Source organism: Sphaerisporangium rhizosphaerae (assembly GCF_042665155.1).
Lineage (GTDB): Bacteria > Actinomycetota > Actinomycetes > Streptosporangiales > Streptosporangiaceae > Sphaerisporangium > Sphaerisporangium rhizosphaerae.
The window spans coordinates 1-12,629 of sequence record NZ_JBHTCG010000019.1 but is presented as its reverse complement, the minus strand read 5'-3'; the positions used below and the strand labels follow the sequence as shown (position 1 = coordinate 12,629).

Sequence of the window (12,629 nt, the reverse complement as noted above, 5' to 3'; positions counted from 1 at the left end):
GCCGCTCCTCGGGCCCACGTCCGGGACCGTACAGGCACCCCTCACGTTGCCGCCCCGCTTCCCGGGCCCCCGTCCGGGGCCGTCCAGGCGCCCCTTCACGATGCCGCCTCGCCGCTCCTCAGGCCGTCCACGGCCTGCCAGAGCCGGACCTCCTCCTGCAGCAGGTGGTCGACGGCCGAGGCGGTCTCGGTGGCCAGCCGGTGGGCGTCCTCGACCTTCGCGGTCAGGGCCGCGCCCGGCGTCCCCGCCGTCGTGGCGGCGCGCTTGACCTCGCGGCGGAGCTGCTCGACCTCGCGCCGCAGCCCTTCCATCTCCCTCTTGAGCGCCTGGACCTCCCACAGGGCGTCCCGGACGTCCTGCCGGTGGTCGGCCCGCGTCACATAACGGGCATCCAACCGGCCGACCACAGCGCGCCGGAGCCGCAGCGGCGCCAGGACACGCATCACGAACCCAGCCATGACCGGTCACCTTAACGGCAAAGCCTGATCTACCCGAAACCCATAGATGACCGTTACATCACGTTTCCTGACAACCCACGCTGACTCGGCACCCAGGCATCCGACACGACCCGGAAGCCACCGCACAGCAGATCAACAGCGTCATCACTCAACACACTTGACTGATAGCATTCCGTGACATGCCCCCTGGAGGAGATCATGAAGGACACCACCTGGCCCGTCTACAGCCCCTTCGCCAAAGAGCACTACGGCAAGGGCCTCGAAGCGGGCAAGAAGGAAGCACGGGTCGAAGAGAGGGGCAACGCGGTGCTGACCAACCTCAAGGCTCGCGGCGTCCACGTCTCCGACGACGTCCACGAGCGCATCACCACCTGCACCGACCTCTCCCTGCTCAGCACCTGGATGCTGCGCAGCGCCACTGCCACCACCACGGACGAACTGTTCACCGGCGACTGAGCGTCGCACCGGCTCTCCGGCCCTTGTCCCCGACCTCCCCGGCCTCCCCGTCCCGCCGATCGAGCCGTCGTGGTCGTCGTGTTCGTCCGCCGGCCGCGCGAGCGTCGCGGGGGTGAAGGCAGGGCCGTCCCCGGGGCGGTGGCGTCCAGGTCACCGCCCTGCGCGACCCGGCGTCACGTCTCGGCGGCCGGGCCGTCGGCGGAGGGCAGCGGGATCCATTTGTGGGACCAGGCGATCATGGCTTCGAGCACCGGGGCCAGGTCGCGGCCCTTCTCGGTGAGGTGGTACTCGACCTGCACCGGAGTGGCGGGCAGGACCACGCGCTCGACCAGGCCCTCGGCCTCCAGGGTGCGCAGCCGGGCGGCCAGCATGGTGTCGCTGATCCCGGGCACCGCCTCTCTGATCTGGGCGTACCGGCTGTGGCCGGTGAAGATGACCCGGAGGACGGCGCCGGTCCAGCGGGCGCCGATCAGTTCGACGGCGATGTGGAACCGTGCGCAGACCTTGTGGATCTCGGTCGTGGCCGTCATGGTTGGCTCCTCATGCGGGCAGGCTCTCGCGGAGCGGCCGCAGGGCGTCGCTCACGCGCCTCAACTCGTCGAACATGGCCTTCGCCGAGGAGACCATGAGGTCGTTCGGGGAGAGGGTACCGTCCTCGCCCACGAACTGCTGGACGAAGGGGATCGCGACCGCTTCGACCACGGGCGTCATCTTGAGGGTCGTGACGACCTGCTTGATCATCTGAGCCGCGCGGAGCCCGCCGGAGACCCCTCCGTAGCTGACGATGCCGACCGGCTTGTAGGCCCACTCGTGGAACAGGTAGTCGATGGCGTTCTTCAGCGGGGCGCTGTAGCCGTAGTTGTACTCCGGCATGACGAAGACGAAGGCGTCGGCCCCGTCCACCTTGGCGCTCCAGTCCAAGGTGTGCTGGTTGAGGTAGTTGCGCATCCTCGGGTGGTGCGGCTCGTCCATGAAGGGCAGGCCCAGCTCGGCGAGGTCGACCACCTCCACCTCGTCGAACGCGCCCTGCGCCCTGGCCTCCTGCTCGATCCACCGCGCCACGGGAATCCCCGCGCGGTTGGGCCGGGTGCTCGCCACCAGGATCTGCAACTTCGCCATGACCATCTCCTCACCAGCGGACTCGGACCTCTCAGACCTTGCCCGCCGCCGCATTTGGCTAAGTATTTCTTAGCCGCTACGGTTAACTGAGCACCTCACCTCCTTATTCCGGATCCGCTGAAGAGCCATCGATCCCCCGCGCGCCGTGCGACGAGCCGTGCTCGGTCGCGGCGGCGGCGCGTTCCATGAGCAGGGTGCGCTCACGGGTCGTCGGCGCCAGGCCCGCCGCCCGTTCGAGCTCCTCGGCCGCCTCGGCCGACCGGCCGAGGCGCAGCAGGACGTCGCCGCGCACGGCGCCGAGCAGGTGGTAACGCGCCATCCGCGCGTCCTGCCGGACGGCGTCGAGCGCCTTCAGCGCCACCTCGGGCCCGTCCGCGTGCAGCAGCGCGACCGCGCGGTTGAGCTCCACCACGGGCGAGGGGGCGAGCTGGGCGAGAGCGTCGTACAGCGCGACGACGGCCTCCCAGTCGGTCTCCTCGAACCGCCGGGCACGGGCGTGGCAGGCGGCGATGGCCGCCTGCAGGGTGTAGGGCCCGAGCGGGCCGCCGGCCGTCTTGGCGCGGGCGAGCGAGGCCAGCCCGTGCGCCACCAGCGTGCGGTCCCATCGGGAGCGGTCCTGATGCTGGAGCGGCACCGGCTCGCCGTGCGGGCCGGTGCGGGCACGGAAGCGAGACGCCTGCACCTCCATCAACGCCACCAGCCCGTGCACCTCCGGCTCGCGCGGCAACAGGCCGGCCAGGATGCGGCCGAGGCGCATGGCCTCCTCCGCGAGGTCCCTGCGGACCCACTCCTCACCCGACGTGCCCGAGTAGCCCTCGTTGAAGATGAGGTAGACGACCTCCAGAACGGCCGACAGCCGGGCCGGCAGTTCGTCGTCGCCGGGCACCTCGAACGGCACCCGCGCCTCGGTCAGCGTGCGCTTCGCACGGGTGATCCGCTGCCCCATGGTCGCGGCCGGGGCCAGGAACGCGCGGGCGACCTCCTCGGTGCTGAGCCCGCCGACCAGGCGCAGCGCCAGCGCCGCGCGCGACTCGCGGGACAGGACCGGGTGGCAGGCGACGAAGACCAGCGACAACAGTTCGGCGTCCGTGGCCCCGCCGGGCGGCGGAGCAGGAGCCAGGAGGTCGGCCGCGACCTGGGCGTACTTCTGGTCCCGCACCCGCTCGCGCCGGATGAGGTCGATCGCCCGGCGTCTGGCCGTGGTGGTCAGCCAGGCGCCCGGGTTGTCCGGGACGCCCAGCCGCGGCCACTGTTCCAGGGCGCACGCGAACGCCTCCTGGGCGATGTCCTCGGCCAGCCCGATGTCCTGGACCACCCTGGCGAGGTAGGCGACAAGGCGCGCGGACTCCATGCGCCACACCGCCTCGACCGTGCGCCGGGCGTCCATCACGCCCCTTCCCCGAGCGAGCGCCGCGCGTGCACCGCGTCCCTCCCCGGACTCCGGCCGGCGCCCTCAGCCCCGCGCCTCCGCGGCCGGAAAGTCCTCCTCGTCGTAGTACGGGCGCACCTCCAGGACCTCCCGCCTGCCGCTGCCGGGGTCGCTCGGGCACTGCCGGGCCCACTCGACGGCCTCCTCCAGGGATCTGACCTGCCAGACCCAGTAGCCGACGATGATCTCCTTGGATTCGGTGAACGGACCGTCCACCACCGAGGTCGTGCCGCCCTCGAAGACGACCTGCGCTCCGTCGGAACTCGGCCGCAGGCCCCCGCCGTCGAGCATGATGCCCGCCTTCACGAGCTTCTCGTTGTAGGCGCCCATCTCCGCCATCATCTCCGGCGTCGGAACGATCGCGCTCTCGTCCGCTCCGCTCACCTTGATCATGACCATGACCCTCATGACTTCTCCTCCGTCGGCCGCCGCCCGGCCGTCGTGCCGGGCGGGCTTCTCACATGGACGTCGAACGGGCGAGCGGCCTTTTCTACATGAACGGAGAATTCGGCGCGAACAAATCGCCTCAGCGGAGGGTGCCGCTGGTCATGCCGGCGGGTTCCTCCGGGACGGCGATGAGGCCGAGCTCCGCCGGAGAGGACATCAGCGGGTGGGAGGGGACGACCCGGACGGTGTAGCCGAACGCGCCGGTGCGGTCGAGGGGGACCACGCCGGTGTAGGCGGCCTTGCCGTCGTCGCCGGCCGGCCCGGCGGTGAGGGGGATGTACGACGGCGCGAGGAGCTGGTCGTGCACGCCGACCTTGCCGTAGGCCGCCTCGACGCTGACGTCGTCCGGGGACAGATCGCCCAGGGCGATGGTGGCGCGCACCTCCATCGACGCGCCCAGCTCGGGAGTGTCCCCGATGCCCGACGCCTCGATGTGCTCGACGCGCACGCCCGGCCAGGCGCGGGTGACGCGCAGCTTCCAGGCCGCGAACTCGCGGGCCTTGGCGTGCTCGCCCTTGGACAGCTCGCGGGCCGACCCGGCCGCCGGGGTGTAGAGGTCGACGACGTAGTCGCGCAGCATGCGCCCGGCCAGGACCTTCGGGCCCAAGGAGCTGAGGGTGTGCTTGACCATGTCGAGCCAGCGGCGCGGGTGGGAGTCGCCGGCCCGGTCGTAGAAGCGGTCGGCCACTTCGCGCTCGATGAGGTCGTACAGGGCGCCGGCCTCCAGCTCGTCGCGGCGGTCGTGGTCCTCGACGCCGTCGGCGGTCGGGATCGCCCAGCCGTTGAGGCCGTCGAACCACTCGTCCCACCAGCCGTCCCTGATGGACAGGTTCAGGCCGCCGTTGAGCGCGGCCTTCATGCCGCTGGTGCCGCAGGCCTCCAGGGGGCGCAGCGGGTTGTTCATCCACACGTCGCAGCCCTGGACCATGAGCTGCCCGAGCGCCATGTCGTAGTCGGGCAGGAAGACGATGCGGTGGCGCACGTCCTCGCGGTCGGCGAACTTGACGATCTGCTGGATGAGCCTCTTGCCGCCCTCGTCGGCGGGGTGCGCCTTGCCGGCGATGACGATCTGGACGGGCTTTTCCGGGTCCAGCAGCAGCTGCTTGAGCCGGTCGGCGTCCTTGAGCATGAGGGTGAGCCGCTTGTAGGACGGCACCCGGCGGGCGAAGCCGAAGGTCAGCACGTCCGGGTCCAGGGCCTCGTCGATCCACCCGAGCTCCGCGGTGGAGGCGCCGCGGGCGCGCCAGGAGGCGCGGAGCCGCTCGCGGGCGGCCTCGACGAGCCGGCGGCGGAGCCGGCCGCGGATGGCCCAGATGTCCTCGTCGGAGAGCTTCTGGACGCCCTCCCATCCCTGGGCGATCTCGACCAGCGAGGGCAGTTCCTTGCCGGCCAGCTCCATCACCTCGCGCGCGACCCACGTGGGGGCGTGCACGCCGTTGGTGATCGAGCCGATGGGGACGTCGTCGAGGTCGAACCCCGGCCACAGACCCTGGAACATGCCGCGGCTGACGTCGCCGTGCAGCTCGGAGACGCCGTTGACCCGCTGCGCGAGCCGCATGCCCATGACGGCCATGTTGAAGACCTGCTCGCCGCCCTCGGGGCCGTCGGGCTCGGCGCCGAGCGCGAGGATGCGCTCGACCGGCACGGTCGGCCAGGCGTTGTCGCCGCCGAACTGCTTGCCGATCATGTCGGCGGGGAACCGGTCGATGCCGGCGGGCACCGGCGTGTGCGTGGTGAACACGGTGCCGGCGCGGACGGCCTCCAGCGCCTCGTCGAACGACAGCCGGTGCTCGGTGAGCTCGCGGATGCGCTCGAGGCCGAGGAACCCGGCGTGGCCCTCGTTGGTGTGGAAGACCTCCGGCGCGGGGTGGCCGGTGACGCGGCAGTACGCGCGCAGCGCCCGCACGCCGCCGATGCCGAGCAGCAGCTCCTGCATGAGCCGGTGGTCGGTGCCGCCGCCGTACAGCCGGTCGGTGACGTCGCGGGCGGCGTTGTCGTTCTCGGCCACGTCGGAGTCGAGCAGCAGCAGCGGGACGCGCCCGACCTGGGCGACCCAGATCTGCGCGTGCAGCGCGCGGCCCTCGGGCAGCGGGATGACGACGCGGGCGGGCGTGCCGTCCTCCTCCTTCAGCAGGCTGAGGGGCAGGCCGCCGGGGTCCAGGCTCGGGTAGTGCTCCTGCTGCCAGCCCTCGGCGGACAGGGACTGGGTGAAGTAGCCGTGCCGGTAGAGGAGCCCGACGCCCAGGATGGGCACGCCCAGGTCGCTGGCGGCCTTCAGGTGGTCGCCGGCCAGGATGCCGAGACCTCCGGAGTACTGCGGGAGCGCGGCGGCGATGCCGTACTCGGGCGAGAAGTACCCGATGGCCGCCGGGGCGTCCGGCAGAGTCTGGTACCACCGGGGCGCGGTCATGTACTCGCGCAGGTCGTCGGCGGCGTCGGCCAGCTTGCGGAGGAACCTGCGATCACGGGCCAGCTCGGCCAGCCGGTCAGCCTCCACCGCTCCGAGCAGCGCGACCGGGTCGTGCCCGACGCGCTGCCAGGTGTCGGGGTCCACCTCGGCGAACAGGTCCATGGTCTCGGGATGCCATGACCAGCGCAGGTTGTGGACGAGCTCGCCGAGCGCGGCGAGCTCCGCGGGAAGAACGGTACGGACGGTGAATCTGCGGATTGCTCTCACTGGCCAGACCCTAGTTACTCAGCGCCACGACGCGCGACCGGAACACTCTTGTGCGCCTACCAGATCTCATGCGTTTCTGCTCTCACCGCTACCCAAGCGGCTCAAACCTCACTAAAGCCGACTCGTCACAGTGATCTCAACTTGATCATGTCTTGATCATGTACGACCGATGACCGAAGGCCGAGACCAGGCCCGACAGCGGGAGACACAAGCCCCCCAAGTATCCCCTGACTTCCCTCAAGCAGGCTTGAAGCGCGACTATGGGGGCAGTCCCATGTAAGAGCCACACCACCGCCTGCCAGCCCCGGGACGACGGTCGTCGTCTCGGGGTGTGATCCATCATGCCCGCCCATAGCCGGCGTCCGCCGGCGACGACCCGAAAAAGCAAGATCCTCCTGCCCTCACAATTCCCGGCGGCGCCCGGCGCGTCGCCGCTACCTTGAGACGCGATGATCGGACGAATCCCAATCCAGGACATCCAACCTGTCGTCGACTGCGGGCAGTGGCCCGCGAAGGCGGCGGCCGGCGAGACCTTCGAGATCAGCGCCACCGTGTTCCGCGAGGGGCACGACGCCGTGGCCGCCGGGGTCGTGCTGACCGACCCGCAGGGCACGCGCGGGCGCCTGCTCGCCATGCGCGAGGTCGCCCCGGGCACCGACCGCTGGGCCGTCGAGGTGACGCCGCCGACCGAGGGCGAGTGGCAGTACCGCGTCGAGGCATGGAGCGACCCGATCGCCACCTGGCTGCACGACGCCGGTATCAAGATCCCCCGCGGCATCGACACCGATCTCATGTGCGAGGAGGGGGCGCGCCTGTTCGAGCGCGCCGCCAAGGCCGTGCGCCAGGCGGGCTGCGACAGGTGCGCCCACCGGGCCATCCTGCAGAACGTGGCCGACCAACTGCGCGACGACGACCTCGACCCGCGGGCGAGGCTGGCGGTGGCGCAGCTCCCCGAGACGGCGGCCGTGCTGGCCCAGCACCCGCTGCGCGACCTGGTCACCCGGGGTCCGAGGCACCGGCTGCGGGTCGACCGCAGGCGGGCGCTGTACGGCTCGTGGTACGAGCTGTTCCCCCGCTCCGAGGGCGCGGTCCTCGACGAGGGCGCCGTCCCCAAGTCGGGCAACTTCCGCACCGCGGCCGAGCGGCTGCCGTCGGTCGCGGGCATGGGCTTCGACGTGGTCTACCTGCCGCCGGTCCACCCGATCGGCGAGACGTTCCGCAAAGGGCGCAACAACACCCTGCATCCCGACCCGCACGACGTCGGCTCTCCCTGGGCCATCGGGTCGGAGGACGGCGGCCACGACGCGCTCCACCCCGACCTCGGCACGCTGGAGGACTTCGACGCGTTCGTGGCGCGGGCCCGCGAGCTCGGCCTGGAGGTGGCGCTCGACCTGGCCCTGCAGTGCTCCCCCGACCACCCGTGGGTCAAGGAGCACCCCGAGTGGTTCACCGTCAGGGCGGACGGGTCGATCGCCTACGCCGAGAACCCGCCGAAGAAGTACCAGGACATCTATCCGCTGAACTTCGACAAGGACCCCGAGGGCATCTACGCCGAGGTGCTGCGGGTGGTGCGCCACTGGACGGCGCACGGCGTGCGCATCTTCCGCGTGGACAACCCGCACACCAAGCCGGTGGGGTTCTGGGAGCGGCTGCTGGCCGACGTCCACGCCACCGACCCTGACGTGCTGTTCCTGGCCGAGGCGTTCACCCGTCCCGCCATGCTCCAGACGCTGGCCAAGATCGGCTTCCACCAGTCGTACACCTACTACACGTGGAAGAACTCCAAGGCCGACTTCGAGAGCTACCTGACCGAACTCTCGCACGAGACGTCGCACTTCCTGCGCCCGAACCTGTTCGTCAACACTCCGGATATCCTGCACGAGTACCTGCAGAACGGGGGGGTCCCGGCGTTCAAGATCAGGGCCGTCCTGGCGGCGCTGGCGTCGCCCACGTGGGGGGTCTACGCGGGCTACGAGCTCGCGGAGAACGTCCCGGTACGACCGGGCAGCGAGGAGTATCTCAACAGCGAGAAATTCGAGCTGAGGCCGCGCGACTGGGCCGCCGCGGAACGCGAGGGCCGGAGCCTGGCTCCCTTCATCACAACCCTCAATTTGTTCAGAAGAGCACACCCGGCGGTTCAGGAACTGCGTAACCTACGGTTCCACAACGTCGACCACCCGGACATGGTCTGCTTTTCCAAGCGGCTGCCCGGAGCTTATGACGCGTCCACACGAAGGCACGGCATAGGCGATGTGGTCGTGGTGGTGGTCAACCTCGACCCACACAACACCCACGAGGCGACGGTCTGGCTGGACATGCCTGCCATCGGCCTCGATTGGGGCGCCGAATTCGTCGTGGACGATGAGCTCTCGGGCGAGTCGTACCACTGGCGGCATGCCAATTACGTGCGCCTCGATCCGCACATCAACCCAGCCCACGTCCTCACACTGCGAGCGACGCCGGCCAGTCAGCCGTAGGCACTGGCGAAGGCGGCGGAAAGCGCGCATAAGCACAGCGGGGAGTCCACAGGTGAGCTTGACGCCTCAGCCCGTTCCGAATACCTTCACACACGAAAAGCCGCGCGACCCGCACTGGTACAAGCGCGCCGTCTTCTACGAGGTCCTCATCCGGGGATTCGCGGACAGCAACGGCGACGGCACCGGTGACATCCGCGGGCTCATCAGCAAGCTGGATTATCTCCAGTGGCTCGGCGTCGACTGCCTGTGGCTCCTGCCACTCTACGAATCCCCCCTCAAAGACGGCGGATACGACATTTCCGACTTTATGAAGATCCTCCCGGACTTCGGTGACCTGGGAGACTTCATCAAGCTCGTGGACGAGGCGCACAAACGCGGCATGCGGGTCATCGCCGACCTCGTCATGAACCACACCAGCGACCAGCACCCCTGGTTCCAGGCGTCCCGGCACGACCCCACCGGCCCGTTCGGCGACTTCTACGTGTGGTCGGACAACAACGAGGAGTACAGCGACGCCCGCATCATCTTCATCGACACCGAGACCTCCAACTGGACCTACGACCCGGTGCGCGGGCAGTACTACTGGCACCGGTTCTTCCACCACCAGCCGGACCTCAACTACGAGAACCCGGCGGTTCAGGACGCCATGGTCGAGGTCCTGAACTTCTGGCTGGACCTCGGCATCGACGGCTTCCGCCTGGACGCCGTGCCCTACCTGTTCGAGCAGGAGGGCACCAACTGCGAGAACCTCCCGCAGACCCACGCCTACCTGAAGCGCATCAGGAAGGAGGTGGACGCGCTCTACCCCGACCGCGTGCTGCTCGCCGAGGCCAACCAGTGGCCCGCCGACGTCGTGGAGTACTTCGGCGACCCGGTGACCGGCGGCGACGAGTGCCACATGGCCTTCCACTTCCCGCTGATGCCGCGCATCTTCATGGCCGTCCGCCGCGAGACGCGCTACCCCATCTCCGAGATCATGGCCCAGACCCCGAAGATCCCCGACCACTGCCAGTGGGGCATCTTCCTGCGCAACCACGACGAGCTCACCCTGGAGATGGTGACCGACGAAGAGCGCGACTACATGTACACCGAGTACGCCAAGGACCCGCGGATGCGCGCCAACGTCGGCATCCGCCGCCGCCTGGCGCCGCTGCTGGAGAACGACCGCAACCAGATCGAGCTGTTCACCGCCCTGCTCATGAGCCTGCCCGGCAGCCCGGTGCTGTACTACGGCGACGAGATCGGCATGGGCGACAACATCTGGCTCGGCGACCGCGACGGCGTCCGCACCCCTATGCAGTGGACCCCCGACCGCAACGCGGGCTTCTCCGACTGCGACCCCGGCCGGCTCTACCTGCCGGTGATCATGGACCCGATCTACGGGTACCAGGCGCTCAACGTCGAGGCGCAGCAGAAGAACCCCGGCTCGCTGCTGCACTTCACCAAGAAGATGATCGAGATCCGCAAGCGCCACCACGTCTTCGGTCTCGGCGAGTTCACCGAGCTCAACTCCTCCAACCCCAGCGTCCTTGCCTTCGTCCGCGAGCTGGGCGACGACCGGGTGCTGTGCGTCAACAACCTGTCCCGCTTCCCCCAGCCCGTCGAGCTGGATCTGCGCCGGTTCGAGGGCGTCACCCCCGTGGAGTGCACCGGAGGGGTGCCATTTCCCCCAATTGGCGAACTTCCGTATCTTTTGACGCTCCCCGGGCATGGGTTCTATTGGTTCACCCTTCCGCCCACGAGCGCAGCAACCGAGGAGACGTGAGACATACTCTCGAAGAGCTGCTTGCCGGCTGGATCACCCATCAGCGGTGGTTCGCCGGCAAGGGCCGCGCGATCACCGAACTGGCCGTCGAGGCCGCCACCACGTTGCCCCTTCGTGGTCCTGCAGAATCCTTCCACAGCGATGTGGCGGGGTCCTGCGGGACCACGGACCGCCGCAGACCGCCGACCGACGACCGCGTCACCGTGCGCCACCTCGTCATCACCGTCCGCCAGGACGCGCGCACCGACCGCTACCAACTCTTGATCGGCTTCCGTCCCGAACTGCCCCAGCGGCTCAAGCACGTCGCCATCGGCGAGACGCCCGACGGCCACGCCTACGACGCCGTGCACGACGCCGAGGTCACCGGCCTGCTGCTGTCCGGCATCGCCTCCGGCGCCGACATCGGCGGCCTGCGGTTCCGCCACATGCCCGGCATCGAGATCGACACCGCCCTCCGCAGCCTGGTGCTCGGCGCCGAGCAGTCCAACACCTCCCTGGTGTTCGGCGACGCCTACATCTGCAAGCTGTTCCGCAAGATCGTCCCTGGGGTGAACCCGGAGCTGGAAGTGGTCTCCGCCCTCGCCGAGCGCGGGTCGCCGAACATCGCCAAGCCTTACGGGTGGATCGAGACCGACATCGGCGGGGAGAACACCACGCTGGCCTTCACCCAGGAGTTCCTGCCCACCGCCAGCGACGGGTGGGCCCTGGCCCTCACCAGCGTGCGCGACCTCTACGGGTCGCTGCCCGGCACCACCGCGGCCGAGGCCGGAGGCGACTTCGCCGCCGAGTCCACCCGGCTCGGCATGGCCACCGCCCACCTGCACAAGGAGCTGGCCGCCGCCTTCACCACCAGCACGGTGGAGGCGCCCGAGGTCAAACGCATGGTCGAGGGGTTCAGGCGGCGCCTGGAGGCCGCCATCTCCGAGGTGCCCGGCCTGGCGGAGCACGCCGGTGTCGCCCACGAGGCGTTCGACCGGCTGGCCGACACCGGACGGCCCATCACCGTGCAGCGGGTGCACGGCGACTACCACCTGGGCCAGGTCATGCGCACGCCCGGCGAGTGGGTCGTGCTGGACTTCGAAGGCGAGCCCGGGCAGCCGCTCCAGGAGCGCCGGGCCCTGGACTCCCCGCTCAGGGACGTCGCCGGCATGCTCCGCTCGTTCGACTACGCCGCGCGCCACCTGCTGGCCGACCACCCCGAGGCCAAGGAGCTGGAGCCGCTGGCCGCGGAGTGGGCACAGCGCAACCGCGCGGCGTTCATCGCCGGATACTCGGCGGGCGGCGGGCGCATCCACGGCGACGACGCGGTGCTGCTGCGCGCGCTGGAGCTGAGCAAGGCCGCCTACGAGGTGGTCTACGAGGCGCGCAACCGGCCGTCCTGGCTGCCGATCCCCCTGGCCGCCTTCAGTCACGACCTGAGCTGAGTCAGCCACGACCTGAGCCGACTCGGCCGCGACCATAGCCGACCCGGCCACAACCTGGGTTGACGGCGCTCGCGAGGCGGCGTGCGCGCCCCCACGTTGGATACGATGGGCGACCGGACATTGACGGACGGTGAGAGAGTGGGCTGATGAGGCGACGGCGGCTCGCGATCCCCGTCGTATTCGGCGTCCTGGTGTCCGGCATGTGCGTGTTCGCGCTGACCGTCCGGACGGGCGAGGAGCGCGGAGGGACGCGGCGCACGCCCCCGGCGGCCGGCGGGCCGACCGAGGCAGGGCGCCCCGAGCGCGCCGCCCCCGGAGCCGATGACGAGGTGAGCTCGCGCAGCCGCCCGGCCGCCCGCGCCCGGCTCGACCCGGCG

General features: G+C 70.0%; 11 protein-coding genes. 5 read left to right on the top strand and 6 right to left on the bottom strand.

What is annotated here, in order from left to right; translation table 11 throughout:
• Nucleotides 1-95 precede the first annotated feature (95 nt).
• On the bottom strand, nt 96-458 hold the full coding sequence (locus ACFQSB_RS24950; RefSeq protein WP_354847203.1) for a hypothetical protein: 363 nt from the start codon (nt 456-458) through the stop codon (nt 96-98).
• 198 nt (nt 459-656) lie between these two features.
• Here ACFQSB_RS24950 and ACFQSB_RS24945 point away from each other — a divergent pair, with 198 nt between their 5' ends.
• Nucleotides 657-914, top strand: a complete 258-nt coding sequence (locus tag ACFQSB_RS24945; RefSeq protein WP_380829407.1) for a hypothetical protein — start codon at nt 657-659, stop codon at nt 912-914.
• 173 nt (nt 915-1,087) lie between these two features.
• Here the strand turns inward: ACFQSB_RS24945 and ACFQSB_RS24940 are convergent, their stop codons facing one another.
• The 5 genes from ACFQSB_RS24940 to glgP all read right to left on the bottom strand — a co-directional run bounded on the left by ACFQSB_RS24940 (nt 1,088) and on the right by glgP (nt 6,586).
• Nucleotides 1,088-1,444: a winged helix-turn-helix transcriptional regulator gene (locus ACFQSB_RS24940; RefSeq protein ID WP_380829406.1), complete on the bottom strand. Its 357-nt coding sequence runs from the start codon at nt 1,442-1,444 to the stop codon at nt 1,088-1,090.
• Between the two features lie 10 nt (nt 1,445-1,454).
• Nucleotides 1,455-2,033 carry an NADPH-dependent FMN reductase gene (locus ACFQSB_RS24935; RefSeq protein ID WP_380829405.1) on the bottom strand — a complete coding sequence of 193 codons (579 nt, stop codon included), beginning with the start codon at nt 2,031-2,033 and terminating at the stop codon, nt 1,455-1,457.
• Nucleotides 2,034-2,136: 103 nt separating this feature from the next.
• Nucleotides 2,137-3,420, bottom strand: coding sequence for an RNA polymerase sigma factor (locus ACFQSB_RS24930; RefSeq protein WP_380829404.1), 1,284 nt, complete (start codon nt 3,418-3,420; stop codon nt 2,137-2,139).
• Nucleotides 3,421-3,486: 66 nt separating this feature from the next.
• A complete protein-coding gene (locus tag ACFQSB_RS24925) occupies nt 3,487-3,870 on the bottom strand; it encodes a YciI family protein (RefSeq protein ID WP_380829403.1) in 384 nt (127 codons plus the stop codon).
• A 118-nt stretch (nt 3,871-3,988) separates the two neighbouring features.
• Nucleotides 3,989-6,586, bottom strand: coding sequence for an alpha-glucan family phosphorylase (gene glgP / locus ACFQSB_RS24920; RefSeq protein WP_380829402.1), 2,598 nt, complete (start codon nt 6,584-6,586; stop codon nt 3,989-3,991).
• Nucleotides 6,587-7,035: 449 nt separating this feature from the next.
• On the opposite strand from glgP, the gene ACFQSB_RS24915 reads away from it, so the two are divergent.
• From ACFQSB_RS24915 to ACFQSB_RS24900, 4 genes are all read left to right on the top strand, one after another.
• Nucleotides 7,036-9,063, top strand: coding sequence for an alpha-1,4-glucan--maltose-1-phosphate maltosyltransferase (locus ACFQSB_RS24915; RefSeq protein WP_380829401.1), 2,028 nt, complete (start codon nt 7,036-7,038; stop codon nt 9,061-9,063).
• 52 nt (nt 9,064-9,115) lie between these two features.
• Nucleotides 9,116-10,828, top strand: coding sequence for a maltose alpha-D-glucosyltransferase (treS, locus tag ACFQSB_RS24910; RefSeq protein WP_354847182.1), 1,713 nt, complete (start codon nt 9,116-9,118; stop codon nt 10,826-10,828).
• Nucleotides 10,825-12,252, top strand: coding sequence for a maltokinase N-terminal cap-like domain-containing protein (locus tag ACFQSB_RS24905; protein ID WP_380829400.1), 1,428 nt, complete (start codon nt 10,825-10,827; stop codon nt 12,250-12,252). Before treS ends, ACFQSB_RS24905 begins: the two co-directional genes overlap by 4 nt.
• A gap of 146 nt (nt 12,253-12,398) precedes the next feature.
• Nucleotides 12,399-12,629, top strand: a 231-nt coding sequence (locus ACFQSB_RS24900) for a hypothetical protein (RefSeq protein ID WP_380829399.1), incomplete at its 3' end; no start/stop codon positions are given.

Coding starts and splice junctions, on each gene's coding strand:
- ACFQSB_RS24945 (WP_380829407.1), top strand. CDS start 657: ATGAAGGACACCACCTGGCCCGTCTACAGCCCCTTCGCCAAAGAGCAC.
- ACFQSB_RS24925 (WP_380829403.1), bottom strand. CDS start 3,870: ATGAGGGTCATGGTCATGATCAAGGTGAGCGGAGCGGACGAGAGCGCG.
- ACFQSB_RS24930 (WP_380829404.1), bottom strand. CDS start 3,420: ATGGACGCCCGGCGCACGGTCGAGGCGGTGTGGCGCATGGAGTCCGCG.
- ACFQSB_RS24935 (WP_380829405.1), bottom strand. CDS start 2,033: ATGGCGAAGTTGCAGATCCTGGTGGCGAGCACCCGGCCCAACCGCGCG.
- ACFQSB_RS24940 (WP_380829406.1), bottom strand. CDS start 1,444: ATGACGGCCACGACCGAGATCCACAAGGTCTGCGCACGGTTCCACATC.
- ACFQSB_RS24950 (WP_354847203.1), bottom strand. CDS start 458: ATGGCTGGGTTCGTGATGCGTGTCCTGGCGCCGCTGCGGCTCCGGCGC.
- ACFQSB_RS24915 (WP_380829401.1), top strand. CDS start 7,036: ATGATCGGACGAATCCCAATCCAGGACATCCAACCTGTCGTCGACTGC.